This window comes from Methanolobus sp. ZRKC4 (assembly GCF_045291305.1).
In the GTDB taxonomy this organism is placed as follows: Archaea; Halobacteriota; Methanosarcinia; order Methanosarcinales; family Methanosarcinaceae; genus Methanolobus.
On sequence record NZ_CP146983.1, the window covers coordinates 919,579 to 937,557 of the forward strand.

Sequence of the window (17,979 nt, forward strand, 5' to 3'; positions counted from 1 at the left end):
CCTATTTCCAGAATGCTTTACCTGTATCCCACAGTTCATTCAAATATTCCATATCTCTTACTGTATCCATGCATACCCAGTTCCCAGAATGTCTATATACCATTAATTCCCCTTCGTCAGCTAGTTTATCTAAAACTCCTATCTCAAGGTCACATGAATCTTCTTCTGTCAGATAACTAAATATTTTCTTATTGAAGATGAAGAAACCTCCATTTATCAGGCCTTCTGTGGTTTGAGGTTTTTCGCTAAAATTTGTCACGTTATCCCCATCTATAGCAAGTGTTCCAAATCTGGAAGGTGGCATGACTCCAGTTAGTGTTGCAATTTTACCATGTTTTTGATGGAAGTCAATTAGATCACGGATGTTGACATCTGCAACCCCATCTCCATAAGTTACCATGAAAATATCAGAATCGACATATTTTTCTATTTTCTTTAAACGTGCACCTTTTAGTGTTTTTTGCCCAGTATCCACCAACGTAACTTTCCATCCGATTTCATTGTGGGAATCATGGGTGGTTATTTTATTGTGTTTTCCTAATTCGATAGTGAAATCATTGTTGAGTATTTCATAATTATAAAAATATTCTTTGATGACTTCTCCTTTGTATCCAAGACATAAGATGAAATCTTTAAATCCATAATGACTATACTTTCTCATTATGTGCAGAAGTATCGGTTCTTTTCCAATCTTTACCATTGGTTTCGGGCGATACTCTGTCTCTTCTTTCAAGCGGGTTCCAAGACCTCCGCAGAGGATGACTACTTTCATGATATTACTCTCATTCTGTTAAATCTGAACGTATTATTTTGCATTTATGATAGTTTATTTTCTTATAGAAAATCATCACACAGTTTTAGTGTTGTTAGAAATTATCTCTTCAATTGCATTCCCGTATTTTTCAGTCATGTTTTCATACAAGTAATTTCCAGTAAAAACATTTCTGTAAAATCCTTCTAAAACAGATTCTTCGACATTATATTCTCCATTAATTACCCTTTTGCATTTTTCAACTAATTCTTCTTTAGAGGAAGCATTAAAATTAAGGCAATCATAAATAGTTGGAGCATCATGTATTTCCTTCCATCTTTTATAAAGAATAACTGGTTTCTTTTGCAAAACAGGAGCAATTAAAGTTGTAGACCCTGTAGAAATACATATATCTGCATTGTAAATTAAAATATTCGTATCGACACTATTCCCAAATTGTTTTATGTTTTCCTTCAAGTTATCTTTAACAATAGCACCAAGATTGATTTCAAATACATGCCTAGGGTGATGTTTGATCCATATTTCTATTTTATCTATGTCATTCACTACTGATATTATATCTTCATGGAGTTTTAATTTATACTCTTTATCTTGGGAATAAACGGCATTGTCTATGAGATAAAGTAAAACAGTTTTATCTTCTGGTTTTTTAACAATATCTTTATAAACTGCTAAAGCACATTTTTCTAAATAATTTATCCAATCGATGTCAAATCTTGGATCTCCTAAAAAGAGTGTTGATTTTGTGCTTTGCATGAAGCGATGAACTATCAGGTCATTTTCCGAAGAAACAACTAAAAAGTCAGGATTGAATGGATTTTCTAATTTATTGTTATCTCCATCGGGTATTAAAATAGGCTGTGTCCCGTGGGGTACCATGAAAATAGGGATATTTAGGTCTTTGGCAGCTTTTGCAAATCTGAAAAGAACAAGATCCATTGGGTCCACTTTTCCTTTATACACATAATAAAACCGTTTCAATGGACCTGAATTTAAAAACATTTTTTCGATTTTTCTGTGATCAATGACAGCAATATCGGTGTTATTCTTACCAATATATTCTCTCATCTTTTTGTCTGAAAGTAAAAATATAGAATATAATACCAGGTACCTGATTAAAATAAAATCTAATAGATTGAATACGACTGATTGAACCACTTTATAATTGCTGTTTTTTGCATGTTTCCTCTTTAAATTAGGTGTCTTTCTTCCACTGGGATTGGATAACCCTCTTTTAAATATAACATACCTATACATTTTATTTATGGCTCGATTTAACTTTTTTAAATATGATATGTCAATCATGGAGCTAAATTTAATGCCATGCAAATTGCAAATATGTTTGTGTAATTTGTTTTTCAGAATTTCATTCTCAGTATAAAATGCAACAATTTTACATTCCATGTTCTTTTTTTCTTTTAAGTGTATAATAAGTGGTAGAAAATGATCAAAGTCGTTATTATGGTGTACAATGAACATTATATTTTTCTTTTCCATTTTCAACTTCCTCAAGGAATGATTAAAAGGTCACGTTGATTTTATTAGAATCTTACATGTTTTGTGTTTCATTCAATATATATGATTTAATATAGAACCTTTTGCTATGCTTAACTATTTTACTATTCGGCTTTGGTAATTAAACATCGTTATATAATATGATGGCCTCTTTTTATATATGAATTGTCCAAAGTGTAAGAGTTCCAGTCATAAGAAGAACGGTAGGATTGATGGTCGACAACGCTACAAATGCCATGATTGTGGATACAACTATTCAGTAGATATAAAATCCACCGCTAGCCCCGTATCTGTTAAGCGACAGGCTTTACAACTCTATCTGGAGGGGTTGGGATTTCGTTCAATTGGACGTTTTTTGGGCGTTAGTCATGTTTCTGTTCAAAAATGGATTCGAAAATTTGGTAGTGAATTAGAGGATCTAAAAAGTGAAAATGAGATTTCTGTTGTGGAATTGGACGAGATGCATACTTATATTGGGAATAAAAAAACTACTGCTGGATATGGATTGCTGTTGATAGATATGGGAAGAAATTCATCGATTGCTCTTTTGGCAGCAGAGGAACAAAAACAGGACAAAAACTCTGGAAAAAGTTAAAGACAAAAGAGGTTGGGGAAGTAATGACGGATTATTGGAGGGCATATGCCAAGTTAGTCCCCAGAAACATCCATACTCGATCAAAAGCAGAAACATATACTGTTGAAGGATACAACAGCATATTTAGGCATTTCCTGGCAAGACTAAGGAGAAAGTCAAAGTGTTATACTAAAAGTCTTGAAATGCTAAAAATCTCCGTTTTGCTCTTGATGAAATATAGGAATAAAGAACTAGCTATGTTTAATTAACAATGCCTACTATTCTTATTTAAATATCTATAGTAGCACATTTTAATCAAAATCAGCTATAAATAGTGATGTTTTTAAAGAATAATCTCTAATTGAATGAAATATGGTGAAAATGAATAATATTCCAATAATTATGCTTGATTTTGACGGTGTAATTCTGGAATCTGTAGATGTAAAAACTCATGCTTTCGAGACTTTATTCCAGTTTGTACCTGATCATGTGGATGAAATAGTTGATTTTCATATGCATAACGGTGGTATGTCAAGGTTTGATAAATTCAGATACTTTTACAAGAATATTCTAAAAGAACCATTACCTGATGAACAATATGATTTTTTGTGCAACCGTTTCTATGAGCTTGTTTTTGAGGGTGTATTGCAAGCTGAATTTGTTTGTGGTGCATTAGAATTCTTAGAATCCTGGTCATCACTAACATCTTTATTTATAGTTTCCGCGACACCGGTTGCAGAACTGGAGGATATTATTCTCCATCGGAACATAATGCAGTATTTCAAAGGTATTTACGGTTCTCCCAGAACAAAATCCGAATGTATTGAAGAAATAATGATCAACAATAACAGTTCAACAAGCCATACTATTTTTGTAGGGGATGCCTTAAATGACTATAAGGCAGCAAAACAAACAGGTGTACGTTTTATTGGACGGGTAAATCCTACTGATGAAGATATTTTTTCTGAAATGGGTAATGTTGAGCTCGTTGTTTCTGATCTTGTTGAATTGAGTTCCTATCTGGAGGAGTTGTATTGCTAACATGCATATCCTACTCCCTGACAAAAGATTGTCCTTTGTACCCGGGCTCTCCTGATATCGTGTTTGATAGGGTAAGATCAATGGCAAACAATGATTCTGCAAATACAAGTTTATTATCTTTTAGTAATCATTCTGGAACCCATGTTGATGCACCATTACATTTTTGTGATAAAGGTCCTTCAGTTGCCGATATGCTGAAAACAGAAAATGTATATTCTCCTGTGGTTTGCATTGATCTTCCAAAATCACCTGGCTCATACATTTCTGCAGATGATCTATTGCTATTTTCAGAACAAATTGCAAATGCGGAAGCACTCTTGCTTAGAACTGGGTTTTATGAATACAGAATATCACAGCCTGATGTGTATAGTCAATCTCATCCATGGGTGCATCCAGAAGTCCCAGTTTATTTGAGGGAAACATGTCCGAATCTAAAAATAGTGGGGCTAGATACAATTTCCATTTCAAATCCATCTCATAGGGCAGAGGGTCATATTGCCCACAAATCATTCCTGTGCAATAAGTCTCCTATATTATTGATTGAAGACATGGATCTCTCAAACCCTGAAATAGTAGAAAATAGTATTGTTTTACGTCTTTATCCTTGGGTTGTTTCCAAAATTGATGCTACTCCTGTGATTGCTTTGCTGGAAACTGACTACTGAAAATTGTATGGAATTAATTGATACTGTTGTTAGTTGGTTGTGTTATAACCAGGATGGCCATGGTATGTTCATTTGTCCCAATATACCTTTTAACTCCTCATTTATTTTATGATCAAATTTCAATACTAAAATACTGTATGTAGCTCCTCCCAAAAACACTGGTATCAATGTAATCCAAATATTGGATAATGGGATTATTGCACGATATACTCCTATTAACAATGCCATAACTGTAGCAGCTTTCAAGGTATTTAGCAAACTATCATATTCAATTTTGATTGTAATCATTTTTGATAAAATTTTCCGGGCTAAAAGAGCGTTTAATCCCATAGTAAATAGAGTTGCAATGGCAGCTCCTAATATTCCAATTATGGGTATTAATATGAAATTTAACAACACATTAGTAATGGCAGCTGCAGCAGTTACTTTGAATGAATCTTTCTGTCGGTCCTGCGCTCCTAGGTACATCGTAAAGAAGAATTGGTAAATATTGACTATTTGAACGAAAAGTAATATTACAAATGTATAGTACCCACTTGCAAAGTCCTGACCATAGAAAAAGTATAGTAATTGGTCTCCAAGTAAAATACCTCCTGCAAATATGGGAATTGCTATTGTAAGCGAATAAGTACATGCTTTGGATAAAGATTCCTCAATTAGTCCATTTTCATCTTTTTTACTCCATTTGCTAACTTTCGGCCACAAGGTCAACCTGAAAGCGGTTGTTGCAATTGTTGCCAAAGTTGTGAATTGGAACACAACTCTGTAGACTCCTACATCAAAGTTATCCATAAAATATCCAATCATAATTGTATCTGTCTGGGAATAAAGTAGTACTCCAGTTGAAGTTAAAAATAACCAGAAAGAAAATGCTGTTAACCTTTTAATGTGAACCCATTTAAACGGTGAAAATCCTAAATCTAAAAAACGCAATGCTATCACCGTGGAAACTAGCAAGCCTGCAATAAAACCTCCTGTTAGTCCGGCAACACCATATCCAAGAAATATTCCTATTACTTGGATAGCAATTCTTGATGCATTATTCATGAAGTTGCTTACTGCATATATACCTACTTTTCCATTTCCAGATATACCGTTTGTTACTAAACCGTGGAATAGTGATACCAGCAGCGCAAGTATAAGCCAATTAAATGTTCCTGCTTCATTGAATTCTATAAAACTCTCTCTAAAAGCTATTAATAAAGATATTACGATGGTTACAAAAAGGCAGCGCAGAACAAAAAAAGTAGTGAAGTAAGCATTCTGTTCATCTCCTTCACTAATTCTTTTTATTGCTGCTCCACCTAGCCCACCATCTGTTATCATATTAATTATTCCATAATATGCAATGAAAAGAAAATACCCTCCAAGAATGCTTGCTCCTACTGTATGGGCGAAGTACATTGTACTAAAAAATCCCATCATTGTAAAGGAAATCTGACTTAAAAAAGCTGCTATGCTCTGTCTTTGAACTTCTCCGATACCTAGAATCATAGAATATATTTTATTTAGAAACATATCTTTGCTTTTATTGCATTGATTCAATTATCAGTATACTACGAACAAGTATTTTGGATTGTAAAAGTACGTCCCAAAGTAATTATCAATCTATTTGTTCCATGAAATACTGCACTGTTTTTGAAAGCCCATTGATTAAATCAACTTTTGGTTCCCATTCCAATACCTTCTTTGCCTGTGTGATATCAGGTCTCCTTACTTTAGGATCATCGACTGGCAAACTTTCAAAAATAATCTCTGAATGGGATTCTGTTATTTCAATAACTGATTTTGCAAAATCCAATATAGACATTTCCGAAGGATTTCCAATATTTACAGGCTCATTAAAGTCCGACATCATCAATCTGTATATGCCCTCTATGAGATCCGAAACATAGCAGAAAGAGCGTGTCTGTGAGCCATCTCCGTATACCGTGATATCCTCACCTTTCAGAGCCTGATTTATGAAATTAGGAACGACCCTTCCATCGTTTGCACGCATACGTGGTCCATAAGTATTGAATATACGAACGATCCTCGTATCAATGCCATGATATCTGTGATAAGCCATTGTTATCGCTTCAGCATATCTTTTTGCTTCATCGTATACTCCTCTTGGCCCAATTGGATTTACGTTTCCCCAGTATGTTTCAGGTTGTGGGTTAACCAATGGATCTCCGTAGACTTCAGAAGTAGAAGCAATTAACAACCTTGCTTTTTTTTCCTTTGCAAGTCCAAGCATGTTGTAAGTGCCCAAAGATCCAACTTTAAGTGTTTGAATTGGCAATTCGAGGTAATCAACAGGAGATGCAGGACTTGCAAGATGGAATATGTAATCTATCTCGTCTCCAAAATATATTGGTTTAGTAATGTCATGTTTTAAATATGTGAATTTATCTGAGGTCATATGATCTATATTTTTTGTATTTCCTGTCACAAGATTATCTATGCAAATGACTTCGTTACCTTTCTCAAGCAAAAAGTCACATAAATGTGACCCTAAAAAACCTGCACCACCAGTTACTATTGATCTCATGTTATCACACTCTAGAACTCTATTGAAGATGAGTCTCCTATATTTAATGAATTGTGCTTGCCAATGACATTTGCATCGTCTCCTACTATTGAGGACTGCAGGTTCACTTTTGATATATGCGTGCGTGAACCAATGACGCTGTCTGATATTATGGAACTCTCCACGGTTGTTTCCTCAGCAATAGATGCATAGGGCCCAACCACAGAATTGAGTATTTTCACATTCTTTCCGATTGCTACTGGGTGTATTATTACAGAATCAACACTTTTATGATCAAGGTCGATGTTCTCTTTTTCATTCAATAATACCTGATTTGTTTCAAGGAGTGATTTTGCATGACCACAGTCGTACCAGCTGGAAACCTCAAATGTCTTCAACCTGCTGCCTTGTTTAATCATTTCCTGAAGTGCATCTGTTAACTGGTATTCTCCACGTGATCTTTTATCATTCTTTATCATCTGCTCAAGGACTTCAAACAGCATAGGTGTGTCCTTTATAAAGTACACTCCTGCAATTCCCAGATTTGATGCTGGTCTTTCTGGTTTTTCTTCAAGCTTCTTGATGCAAGGTGAGGTCTGCTCTAGCTCAACAATTCCATATTTTCTGGGTTCTTCAACTTCCCTTACGCCAATTGAACCTGCGCATTTTTCATTTTCAGCGTGCATTTTGTAGAAATCAAAATATCCTGATTTAAAGATCATATCTCCAAGAGCTATCATGATATCTGAACCTCTTGCATATTCGCGTGTTATATACACAGAGTGCCCAAGACCAAGTCTGTTTACCTGTTCTACATACCTGATGTTGAATATACTTTGATAGTGCTTGTTGACGTATGATATCAACTGCTCTTTATGATAACCGACAACAAGTATTATCTCTTCTGGTTCAAGATCTATCATTCTGTCAAGGATGTGCCCTATAATAGGTTTACCTGCTATGTATACCATGGGTTTTGGTTTGGTGTGAGTGTGCGGAAACAAGCGTGTTCCAGTACCTGCTGCAGGGATGATTACTTTCATTTATAGTCTCCTTTTTAAAAAGTAATGTATAATGTTTGATAAATAAGGGATATTTGTAACTATTCAGCCTGATAAAAACGCTATCAATAACAATCTTGACAAAAAGTTGAAACGTAAATTTCATTAGGATCATTTATTTTGATTGTTGCTATTGATTGCTTTTTTGATTGTTAGATTGTTAGTGAGCAGACATCTCTATTTCGATGAAATCAGTACCAATAGGCAAATCGTGCCAGGCTGAATAGTTACGGATATTTTTGAATTACTTAATATCTAATAATTTGATGCTGTTGGACTTATTTTGGATATTTTTCCCGGCTTAAGGGTCATAGGCGTGTGCCAGAGCCGCCAGCAAGTATGATAGATTTGATAAAAACGTCTTTATTTATATATTTAGAGTTTTCATATGTTTATGTCTACAAATGAACATACAAATATATAAAATAATTGTATTTTATTAATGGGGCAGAATAATATCATCACTGACCACAGTATTAATTGATGGTGAGGGTATGTTTTCATTTATACATTTGAGGATTATGTCTGAATATCTGTTTAAATAAATATTGTTCCAAAGTTCTGTTTTTTCCAATATTATCCTTATCTCAATTTTTAAGTACTATTAACTCAATCATATCAAAAAATCTAACCATCCCATCTACTTCTACAACGTGATCTCATGTCATACAAAATTCTCGAAAAAAAACAGATAGCTCCCCAGGTTCATCAGATGAAAGTACTGGCACCGGATGTTGCAAAGGCTGCAAAGGCTGGTCAGTTCATTATTATACGCATTGATGAGACCAGTGAACGGATACCTCTGACAATTGCAGACTTCGATGCAGAGGAAGGATATGTTACTATTATTTTCCAGGAAATGGGAAAGACAACAAAGCAATTGGCAAAGATGGTAACTGGGGATGAACTACAGGATTTTGTGGGCCCTCTCGGAACACCTGCCGATGTAAGAAAACTTGGTACAGTCATTCTTGTGGGTGGTGGCGTAGGCATAGCTCCGGTATATCCGCAGGCTAAAGCTTATCGTGAAGCAGGTAATAAAGTAATATCAGTTATTGGTGCAAGGAATAAAGACCTTCTTATGCTTGAAGATGAAATGCAGGCTGAAAGCGATGAATTTTATGTAGCTACTGATGATGGTTCCAAAGGACATCATGGTTTTGTGACCGATGTCGTGAAAAATATACTTGACAGTGGCGAGAGGGTTGCAAGAATCGTTGTCATCGGTCCCCCTATCCTGATGAAAGTAGCAGCAGGTATGACAGCTCCTTATGGTGTGGAAACAATTGTCAGCCTCAATCCGATAATGATTGACGGTACTGGTATGTGTGGTGGTTGCAGAGTTTCCGTTGACGGTGAGACAAAGTTTGCCTGCGTGGACGGGCCAGAATTCGATGCTCACAAGGTTGACTTTAATCTGCTGATGAGCAGGCTTGCGCTATATCGCAGTGAGGAGTCCGAGTGTCTTGAGAATCATGAGTGCACCTGCAGGAGTGGTAACTGATGGCAGCAAGACAGGCAATGCCTCATCAGGACCCTAAGGAAAGGGTTTGCAATTTTGAAGAAGTTGCACTGGGTTATACTGAAGAGCAGGCGCTTGCTGAGGCAGCACGCTGCCTGGAGTGCAAGAACCCCAAATGTGTAGAAGGATGTCCGGTGAATATTGATATTCCCGGTTTTATTGCTCAGGTAAAAGACGGCAATTTTGATGAAGCAATTGCTACGATTAAGCTGACGAATTCCCTGGCTGCTGTCTGTGGCAGGGTTTGTCCCCAGGAGGTGCAGTGTGAACAATACTGTGTACTTGCAAACAAAGGTGAACCTGTTGCAATAGGCCGACTGGAACGTTTCTGTGCCGATCATGAAAGGAAGGAGGGTGTGGAACCTCCTGTAAAGGCCGAGCCAAGTGGAAAAAACGTTGCTGTCATAGGTGCAGGTCCTGCAGGCCTAACGGCTGCAGCCGATCTTGCTAAAGCAGGTCATGCGGTTACTATATTTGAATCTCTTCATGATACAGGAGGAGTCCTTACCTACGGTATACCGGAGTTCAGGCTTCCAAAGGCAATTGTAAGGGATGAAGTTGACTACATAAAGCAACTTGGTGTTGATGTCAAGGTAGATTATGTCATCGGTAAGATAAAAACTCTTGATGAATTAAAGGAAGAGTTTGATGCGGTTTTCCTCGGAACTGGTGCAGGCCTGCCGAAGTTCATGGGAATCGAAGGTGAGAACCTCAACGGTGTCTACTCGGCAAATGAGTTTCTTACAAGAGTTAACCTGATGAAAGCCTATCGCTTCCCTGACTATGATACTCCCATCAAGAGAGGAAAGCGCGTGATTGTGGTAGGCGGAGGCAACGTTGCCATGGATGCGGCCCGCAGTGCGCTTCGCCTTGGTGCGGAAGAGGTAAGTATTGTCTACCGCCGTGGTGAAGAAGAGCTCCCTGCAAGGAAAGAGGAAATAGAGAATGCTAAGGAAGAAGGAATCGTTTTTAGATTCCTTACCAATCCTGTTCGTATACTTGAAGGCGAGAACATGACAGTCAAAGGTGTTGAATGTATCAGGATGGAGCTCGGAGAACCCGACGCATCCGGACGCAGAAGCCCTGTACCCGTAGAAGGGTCTGAGTATGTCCTCGATGCGGATATTGTTATCATTGCAATCGGGACTTCACCTAATCCGATGATACTTTCCGGTTCAAAGGGACTGGAGGTCGATTCCCGTGGCACGATAGTTGTAGATGATTCCGGGAAGACTTCTCTGGACAATGTCTGCGCAGGTGGAGATGCAGTAACCGGTGCTGCAACTGTTATTAGTGCAATGGGTGCCGGTAAGATCGCAGCAAAAACCATAAATGATTATCTGACTGACTAATTTTGTTATCCGGCTTTGTCCGGAACCCTTTTTTTTATTATTTTTTCCTGAACACCTTTTTAAGCTGGTATACGCTAAATGGTATCAATGAAAAAAGGCAGTTCTTTTCCAAGCAAACCCAAAAAGTCACACATGAAAAGTGTGAACAATTCTTCTGACAGAAACAAAGTTTCCGGGAACAAGATGCCAAAGAAGAGTCCTACTCAAAAAAAGTCCGGTCAAAGATATGCAAGCAACGAAAAGGACTATATTTTTTGGTGCAGGGACTGCAATGTTCCACTTATAGAAAAGGGCTGCAATAATTGTGGAAATGAAGGGGAAAAGATAAACCTTTCTCAACCGGCTGATGTGAGGTTTTGTTCTCCTTATGAACGAAGTATCCTTCACGACCTGCTTTTATCTTTATTTTCATGTGATCCATTGGGTGAGCGGGTTATTCTCCTAAATAAGATCCCCGGGGACGATAAGACTGATGAGGTTATAGTTGACGGTCTGTTTTTTGGAATCCTCCGCTTTGATATGCACAAAATGGACTACGTTTTCGAACCATCTGTTTTGGGTGCCAGCATCCTTCAGGAGTATACTAGCCAGAAAACGATAGTGCTGAAAAAGAATTCCAGGCACCTTAACGGCAAAAAAGTGAACTATGATCTGGTAGAATCTATTTCTCCCGATGTCCGGGAAAATGACATTGTACTTGTAAGATCTGGAAACCTTAGTGGATTTGGGATAGCATACTGCGATGCAAAGGATGCATCTTCTGTAGATGGTCCGGTACTGAGGGTCAGGAAGATCGATTCACAGCAGGTTTCGTTGAATGTAAAGGTTGCTACAATGGATGATGTAGTGACTGCAAACGTTGTTCATATGCGCAAACTTGGTAAGAACGCCATCAACACAATAAAAGGCATTGCAAACCAGAAAGATCACAAAGGTCTGCCTGTCAATGTATCATTCAGTGGTGGAAAGGATAGTCTTGTGATACTTGACCTGACCATCAGCGCACTAAAGAACAGGAAAGTTCAGGCATTTTTTCTCAATACCGGTATTGAGTTCCCTGAAACTGTGGAATTTGCTCATAAATATTGCAGGGATAACAACATCGAACTGATCGAAAAAAAGGCAGTTTCTGATTTCTGGGACAATGTGGATGCATTTGGTCCTCCAGCAAAGGATTTTCGCTGGTGCTGTAAAATATGCAAACTTGCTCCGGCAAATGCAGCTATAGAGGAGTGTCTTGAGGAAGCTCCCACATGCATAACCGTGGATGGGAAAAGAAGGTATGAGTCATTTTCCAGAGCGAATATTTCCACAAGTGAAAAAAATCCTTTTGTTCCGGGTCAGCTTAATATTTTCCCTATAAAAGACTGGAAAGCAATAGAAGTCTGGTTGTACATCCATTGGAGAAAACTCGAATACAACCCTCTTTATGATCTTGGTTTTGAAAGGGTAGGGTGTTATTTGTGTCCAGCGGCTCTTTCGGCAGAATATAATCGGTTAAAGGACCTGCATCCTCAGTTACATGAGCGTTGGGAATCATTCCTTATGCAGTGGGCAGAAAGTAATGGTTTGTCTGAGCAATTCATTGAGCATGGTTTGTGGAGATGGAAGGAACTTCCTCCCAAGATGATAAAACTCTGCGAGGAAATGGGAATCTCTTCATCAGCAAGTGTTAGTAATTCATCGTTTGGTGTAAACATCACTTCAGGAATATCTCCATGTAAAGCCGGAGGTTATAGTATTGAAGCCTCGATACATGGTTTTTCAATGAAACGAACCATGGATGTAATGAACATTATTGGAAAGATGGTTTTTTCAGAAGAGCTTGGTCTTCTGATGCTAAAGACTGATTCATCCACTGTAAAGATATTTTCATCCGGAAGTCTTGTAATAAATTCTGAAAATAAGGATATTGCAGATTCTCTTTTTAAGGAGGTCTCAAGCCAGTTATTAAAGGCTCATAAGTGTACAGGATGTGGTATATGCCTCAAAGCATGCCCAGTAAGTGCTATTACTATCAAAGATGGCTCTGTGCAGATAAATGCTAGTTGCGTCAGGTGTGGTAAATGCACGGATTCATGCGTAGTGCTCAAATATGCAGGCAAACTATCCTGAACTACGCATATTGTTTTTTACGGTGAGTTATTAATAGGTTAGTATATTATATAAATGAAAAAGAACGGTCAAATGGTGAAAATGGTTACAACAGGAAAGGATGGGCTTTCAAGAATAATAGATAGCAAGTGGAAACTAGTTTCTCTTGTGGCAATTTTTTTCATGTCAGTTCTATTCGTGTACATACTTTTTCCTCTTGCCGATGGTATCGTTCTTGGTCTTGTATTTGCTTATATTGCCCGTCCGATCTTCCTAAAGATGAAACGATTCAGGAAGGCTGCAGCCCTTGTAGCAACGATGTGTATAGTTGTTCCTGTTGTTTTCATAATAGGTTCCGGGGTTGTGGAAATACTTCGTCAGATAGTGTGGATAATTGAGAACCAGGCGTATGTCATCAATACAACGTTTGATTTTTTCAGGTCCATAGACATACCTGAAAAGTACAGTGCTGATGTACAACAAATGGTATGGAATATTTCCAGTTCATTCTTCCCCTTGCTTAGTAAGATCGGAATTGTAGCTTATGCCCAAAATCTGATGATGTTCGCTATAAACTTGCTTATTGCAATATTCCTCTGCTATTTTTTACTTGCAGATGGTAGCAGTCTTTATAATTCCGTATTGCGGGTGGTTCCAAGTGAACATAAGTCTGCCGTGGTTCGATATATATTCCACCTTGATATTATACTTCAGGGAATTTTTATAGGAAATGCATCTGCCGCACTGATAGTTAGTATTCTTTCACTTGTTGTTTTCTATGCATTCGGTTTTTCAAACATTCTCGCACTCTCAGCTCTTATTTTCATAGCTTCAGTTATTCCCATGTTTGCAGGTTACATGATCCTGCTTGCTCTTTCTCTATATCGTTATATTGAGCAAGGTCCTGAAAGTGCTGTTGTGTTTTTTGTAGTGGCATCTATCGTTATATATGTGCCTCCTGAACTTTTCCTGCGGCCATACCTTGCCAGTGTGAAATCACATGTTCATCCGCTTTTGATTCTTCTTGCTTTCCTCGGAGGAGCTTTTGTAGGTGGTATTGCGGGTTTCTTCATGGCTCCTATCGTGCTGGGTTCAATAGTTGCAGCATACCGGGTTTATACAGGCAATGATGGGCCGGTTTGTGTGCAAAAAGATGCTTCTTTTTGCGAAAAAGAAGTTGCAGATTGAAAGGCTTTTAAAGGACTTCGTTTTCTGTTACTGGGTCTATATTTGTTCCTGAATGGTGCTTGAAAAAGGTTAATATGGAATGGCCTGATTTTAGTTAGCATTTATCTGAAAGGTGAACTCATGCAATTGCTGTTAATTCATTCCGATTACATCGAATACGAAGTTAAAAAAAGTACCCCCGTTGCAGAAAAAATAGAGGAGTCGTTCAAGTCTGGAAGACTTGATGAGGCTTTGACAGCTTTTATCGCAGTCGAGAAGGCCGACGAATCCGCAACAGATGAGGTAATAAGTAAGGCTATAGCTGAAATCAAAGGTGTGGCTGCACAGGTTAAAGCAGAGAATATAATGGTTTATCCATATGCGCACCTGAGCTCTGATCTTTCCTCTCCGAAAGTTGCTGTCTCTGTTCTCAAAGCTGTGGAAAAGGAACTCTCAGGAGAATTTAATGTTAAGAGGGCGCCTTTTGGATGGTACAAAGCTTTCAAAATAAGCTGTAAAGGACATCCGCTGTCCGAACTTTCCCGCTCAATAGTGCCGGATGAAGCGGTACCAGGGTCCGAAACCTCCTCCTGTCTTGCATCTGTGAAGGAAGAAGTAGTCTCCGAAGCTCTCAAAGCTGAGAGTACTGCTAAGTCATACTGGCACGTCCTTACACCGGATGGCACTCTGCACGACGCAACTAGTTTTGATTTCACAGGGCATGAGAACCTGCAGAAGTTTGTCAACTATGAAATATCAAAGCAGAGAGCAGTGGAAAGGGCACCTCCGCACGTGGAGCTCATGCGCAGGCTCGAGATAGCTGACTATGAGCCTGGCTCGGATTCAGGTAATATGCGCTATTATCCAAAAGGCAGGCTGATCAAATCATTGCTGGAGGGCTATGTTCTGGATGAGTCCTATAAAGTAGGGGCTATGGAGGTCGAGACTCCTCTGATGTATGATATGGAGCACCCAACGCTGAAAAAGTACCTCGACAGGTTCCCTGCACGCCAGTATTCCATAGAATCTGACAAAAGGAACATGTTCCTGAGGTTCGCTGCATGTTTCGGCCAGTTCCTCATGAATCATGACATGACCATTTCCTACAAGAATCTGCCAATGAAGATGATCGAGATGACTCGCTACAGTTTCCGCAAGGAACAACGTGGTGAGCTCGTGGGTCTCAGGCGTCTGCGTGCATTTACAATGCCGGATATGCACAGTCTTTGTACTGATATGGAACAGGCGGTGGCACAGTTTGATTCTCAGTACAATATGTGTATTGGGCTTCTTGATAAAGTAGGCATTAAGGTCGATGACTTCGAGGTGGCTATAAGGTTCACCAGGGATTTCTATAATGAGAACAGGGATTTCATCACAAATCTCGCGAAAACCGTTGACAAACCGGTGCTTGTAGAGATGTGGGATACCAGGTTCTTCTATTTCGTCCTCAAGTTCGAGTTTAACTTCGTGGATGCTCTTGCAAAAGCAAGTGCCCTTTCAACTGTTCAGATTGATGTGGAAAACGCCGAAAGGTATGATATCAATTATATTGATACTGATGGAACTGCAAAGAGACCGGTGATACTTCACTGTTCCCCAAGCGGGGCCATTGAGCGTTGTATCTATGGCTTGCTTGAGAAGGAGGCTATGAAGGCTGAAAATGGTGGAGTACCAATACTTCCTCTTTGGCTGTCTCCTACTCAGGTAAGAGTTATCCCTATTTCCGATAAGCATATGGATTTTGCATTGCAGGTTGCGGAACAGCTCGATTGCCGTGTTGATATCGATGACCGTGAGGACACAGTTGGTAAGAAGGTCCGTGAGGCAGGACGTGAATGGGTTCCATATGTTGTTGTTGTGGGTGACAAGGAAGTCGAGACCGGCAACATCAATGTAACTGTCAGATCCGAATCACAACCCAATAAACCGAAGAAAGTTGAAATGACTGCTGAAGAACTCAATGCCAGGGTTCAGTCAGAAATTGAAGGGATGCCATATAAAGGACTATGTCTTGCAAAAATGCTTAGTAAGAGGCCAAAATTCATATAAGCCTTTCATACAAATAAATGGGTATGCAGGACGACAAATCCTACGCAGAGGAATTTTCCTCTGCAATCATACTTGTTAAAGGGAAAGTTCAGGGTGTTTATTTCCGTAAATTCACCATGGAAAATGCCAAAAAACTTGGTCTTACAGGTTTTGCACAGAATCTGCCAGATGGCAGGGTCAAGGTTTTTGCTGAGGGGAAAACCCCCTCTATTCAAAAATTGATAAATTATTTGGATATAGGTCCGGCTTTAGCCAGAGTTGATGATTTGGACATATCATGGTCTTCATTTTCTTCAGAATATTCAGATTTCGATATTAAAAGGTAAGGTCAATCTACTGTCTTCTTATTTTGAGATGACTTTCTCCGATTAACTTTAATAGTCCTATTACTGATTCTTTATTAATGGGAAACATAATCATTGTCAGGTATGGTGAACTGGCACTAAAGAGCACCGGTGTTAGAAACTGGTATGAAAAAATATTGATGAGCAATATCGAAGCAATGCTGGAACATCGCGGTATCCCGTATTCCCGCATAATGCGCGAATGGGGAAGAATTTTCATTGAAACTGATGATACGCGAGCTGCAAAGGCAGCAGCGGATGTTTTCGGAGTTGTCTCTGCTTCTTTTGCACAGGTGGCTGATGCTACCATTGAGTCTGCAGGTGCATTGTGTGCAAAACTTGCTGATAGTTTTGTTATTGAAGGCCAGTCATTTGCAATCAGGGCCAGACGTACGGGAAACCATAGTTTTTCGTCACGTGATATTGGGATGGGATGCGGCGATGCAGTATGGAGTATGCTCGAATCAAAAGGCATTACACCTTCGGTTGATCTGACAAATCCTTCCAGGGAAGTATTTGTGGAAATGCGCCAGAATCATGCATATGTATTTACGGAAATAGTGCAGGGTGTTGGTGGATTACCTATTGGTACTCAGGGGAAGATGATTTCCCTTGTATCAGGTGGAATTGATTCTCCGGTTGCGACCTGGCTTTTGATGAAAAGAGGCGTGGAAATAGTGCATGTTTATTGTAATAATTCTCCCTACAATGAAGACCCTGCTCATAAGCGCACAATGGATTGCATAAAAGCGCTTCAGGAATGGTGTCCAAGTCATCCGTTCAAGGTATATGAGGTTCCAAACGGTTCTAATCTCGGGATTTTTATAGACAAGTGTTCCAGGAACAAAACATGTCTTCTATGTAAGCGTACAATGTACCGGATAGCATTTGAGATCATGAAGACAGAAAATGCCTCCGGCATAGTTACAGGTTCATCTCTCGGACAGGTAGCTTCCCAGACTGCGGCTAATATGTATGCTGAGACTTATGGGATCTGTGCTCCGCTCTACCATCCACTGATAGGTCTTGATAAAAATGAGATCATTGACATTGCTAAAAGAATAGGTACTTTTGACATATCCATCCAGCCTGCAGGAAGTTGTGCAGCAGTTCCAATGTACCCTGAGGTAAAAGCTGGTTTTGACTCTCTTCTTATGGAAGAGGAAAAAATTGATATTGATGAACTTGTTAAAAAATCTATGGAAAATGCCAGAGTTACGAATTTAGAAATTTGACACGGGTTTGACCTTTATTTGTATGCTATTAATTTGCATAGTTATACATTTAAAAGTTTATATTTTTTTATTA

15 protein-coding genes are annotated in these 17,979 nt (G+C 38.7%); 10 read left to right on the forward strand and 5 right to left on the reverse strand.

Annotated elements, in window-relative coordinates; all coding sequences use genetic code 11:
* Window position 1: 1 nt before the first annotated feature.
* Together rfbF and V7O67_RS04855 are read right to left on the reverse strand one after the other, a co-directional pair.
* The gene (rfbF, locus tag V7O67_RS04850; protein WP_342305940.1) at window positions 2–772 is read right to left on the reverse strand and encodes a glucose-1-phosphate cytidylyltransferase; all 771 of its coding nucleotides are present in this window, start codon (window positions 770–772) and stop codon (window positions 2–4) included.
* A 75-nt stretch (window positions 773–847) separates the two neighbouring features.
* Entirely contained in the window at window positions 848–2,269 is a 1,422-nt protein-coding gene (locus V7O67_RS04855; protein WP_342305939.1) for a hypothetical protein, read from the reverse strand.
* Window positions 2,270–2,447: 178 nt separating this feature from the next.
* Here V7O67_RS04855 and V7O67_RS04860 point away from each other — a divergent pair.
* From V7O67_RS04860 to V7O67_RS04870, 3 genes are all read left to right on the forward strand, one after another.
* Window positions 2,448–3,130, forward strand: a protein-coding gene (locus V7O67_RS04860; RefSeq protein WP_342303728.1) for an IS1 family transposase whose coding sequence is annotated in 2 segments (ribosomal slippage) — window positions 2,448–2,774 and window positions 2,777–3,130 — 681 coding nt in all. Because the reading frame shifts where the segments join, the coding sequence is not laid out codon by codon here.
* Window positions 3,131–3,242: 112 nt separating this feature from the next.
* Complete coding sequence (locus V7O67_RS04865; RefSeq protein ID WP_342305938.1) at window positions 3,243–3,902, forward strand: HAD-IA family hydrolase; 660 nt, start codon at window positions 3,243–3,245, stop codon at window positions 3,900–3,902.
* The gene (locus V7O67_RS04870; protein ID WP_342305937.1) at window positions 3,896–4,567 is read left to right on the forward strand and encodes a cyclase family protein; all 672 of its coding nucleotides are present in this window, start codon (window positions 3,896–3,898) and stop codon (window positions 4,565–4,567) included. The genes V7O67_RS04865 and V7O67_RS04870 overlap by 7 nt, the downstream gene beginning before the upstream one ends.
* Window positions 4,568–4,609: 42 nt before the next feature.
* Here V7O67_RS04870 and V7O67_RS04875 read toward each other — a convergent pair whose 3' ends face one another.
* The 3 genes from V7O67_RS04875 to V7O67_RS04885 form a co-directional block, all read right to left on the reverse strand.
* On the reverse strand, window positions 4,610–6,061 hold the full coding sequence (locus tag V7O67_RS04875; RefSeq protein WP_406671082.1) for a flippase: 1,452 nt from the start codon (window positions 6,059–6,061) through the stop codon (window positions 4,610–4,612).
* 109 nt (window positions 6,062–6,170) lie between these two features.
* Entirely contained in the window at window positions 6,171–7,100 is a 930-nt protein-coding gene (locus tag V7O67_RS04880) for a UDP-glucuronic acid decarboxylase family protein (protein WP_342305935.1), read from the reverse strand.
* A gap of 11 nt (window positions 7,101–7,111) precedes the next feature.
* Window positions 7,112–8,122 (reverse strand): sugar phosphate nucleotidyltransferase, encoded by a 1,011-nt coding sequence (locus V7O67_RS04885; RefSeq protein ID WP_342305934.1) that lies wholly within the window; start codon window positions 8,120–8,122, stop codon window positions 7,112–7,114.
* Between the two features lie 679 nt (window positions 8,123–8,801).
* Between V7O67_RS04885 and V7O67_RS04890 the strand changes: the two genes are divergently transcribed.
* The 7 genes from V7O67_RS04890 (at window position 8,802) to thiI (ending at window position 17,906) form a co-directional block, all read left to right on the forward strand.
* Window positions 8,802–9,644, forward strand: a complete 843-nt coding sequence (locus tag V7O67_RS04890) for a sulfide/dihydroorotate dehydrogenase-like FAD/NAD-binding protein (protein ID WP_406656593.1) — start codon at window positions 8,802–8,804, stop codon at window positions 9,642–9,644.
* A complete protein-coding gene (gltA, locus tag V7O67_RS04895) occupies window positions 9,644–11,014 on the forward strand; it encodes an NADPH-dependent glutamate synthase (RefSeq protein ID WP_406671085.1) in 1,371 nt (456 codons plus the stop codon). Before V7O67_RS04890 ends, gltA begins: the two co-directional genes overlap by 1 nt.
* Window positions 11,015–11,101: 87 nt before the next feature.
* A complete protein-coding gene (locus V7O67_RS04900; protein WP_406671087.1) occupies window positions 11,102–13,129 on the forward strand; it encodes a phosphoadenosine phosphosulfate reductase family protein in 2,028 nt (675 codons plus the stop codon).
* An 81-nt stretch (window positions 13,130–13,210) separates the two neighbouring features.
* Window positions 13,211–14,296, forward strand: coding sequence for an AI-2E family transporter (locus V7O67_RS04905; protein ID WP_406671088.1), 1,086 nt, complete (start codon window positions 13,211–13,213; stop codon window positions 14,294–14,296).
* A gap of 120 nt (window positions 14,297–14,416) precedes the next feature.
* Complete coding sequence (locus tag V7O67_RS04910) at window positions 14,417–16,327, forward strand: threonine--tRNA ligase (RefSeq protein WP_406671090.1); 1,911 nt, start codon at window positions 14,417–14,419, stop codon at window positions 16,325–16,327.
* 23 nt (window positions 16,328–16,350) lie between these two features.
* Window positions 16,351–16,653: an acylphosphatase gene (locus V7O67_RS04915; protein WP_342305928.1), complete on the forward strand. Its 303-nt coding sequence runs from the start codon at window positions 16,351–16,353 to the stop codon at window positions 16,651–16,653.
* A 77-nt stretch (window positions 16,654–16,730) separates the two neighbouring features.
* Window positions 16,731–17,906 (forward strand): tRNA uracil 4-sulfurtransferase ThiI, encoded by a 1,176-nt coding sequence (gene thiI / locus V7O67_RS04920; RefSeq protein ID WP_406671092.1) that lies wholly within the window; start codon window positions 16,731–16,733, stop codon window positions 17,904–17,906.
* Window positions 17,907–17,979: the final 73 nt, after the last annotated feature.

Bases quoted from the DNA above. Each gene is read 5' to 3' on its own strand.
- V7O67_RS04905 (WP_406671088.1), top strand. From the start codon at position 13,211: ATGGTTACAACAGGAAAGGATGGGCTTTCAAGAATAATAGATAGCAAG.
- V7O67_RS04880 (WP_342305935.1), bottom strand. From the start codon at position 7,100: ATGAGATCAATAGTAACTGGTGGTGCAGGTTTTTTAGGGTCACATTTA.
- thiI (WP_406671092.1), top strand. From the start codon at position 16,731: ATGGGAAACATAATCATTGTCAGGTATGGTGAACTGGCACTAAAGAGC.
- V7O67_RS04885 (WP_342305934.1), bottom strand. From the start codon at position 8,122: ATGAAAGTAATCATCCCTGCAGCAGGTACTGGAACACGCTTGTTTCCG.
- V7O67_RS04910 (WP_406671090.1), top strand. From the start codon at position 14,417: ATGCAATTGCTGTTAATTCATTCCGATTACATCGAATACGAAGTTAAA.
- V7O67_RS04875 (WP_406671082.1), bottom strand. From the start codon at position 6,061: ATGATTCTAGGTATCGGAGAAGTTCAAAGACAGAGCATAGCAGCTTTT.
- V7O67_RS04855 (WP_342305939.1), bottom strand. From the start codon at position 2,269: ATGGAAAAGAAAAATATAATGTTCATTGTACACCATAATAACGACTTT.
- V7O67_RS04865 (WP_342305938.1), top strand. From the start codon at position 3,243: ATGAATAATATTCCAATAATTATGCTTGATTTTGACGGTGTAATTCTG.
- V7O67_RS04915 (WP_342305928.1), top strand. From the start codon at position 16,351: ATGCAGGACGACAAATCCTACGCAGAGGAATTTTCCTCTGCAATCATA.
- V7O67_RS04890 (WP_406656593.1), top strand. From the start codon at position 8,802: ATGTCATACAAAATTCTCGAAAAAAAACAGATAGCTCCCCAGGTTCAT.
- rfbF (WP_342305940.1), bottom strand. From the start codon at position 772: ATGAAAGTAGTCATCCTCTGCGGAGGTCTTGGAACCCGCTTGAAAGAA.
- V7O67_RS04900 (WP_406671087.1), top strand. From the start codon at position 11,102: ATGAAAAAAGGCAGTTCTTTTCCAAGCAAACCCAAAAAGTCACACATG.
- gltA (WP_406671085.1), top strand. From the start codon at position 9,644: ATGGCAGCAAGACAGGCAATGCCTCATCAGGACCCTAAGGAAAGGGTT.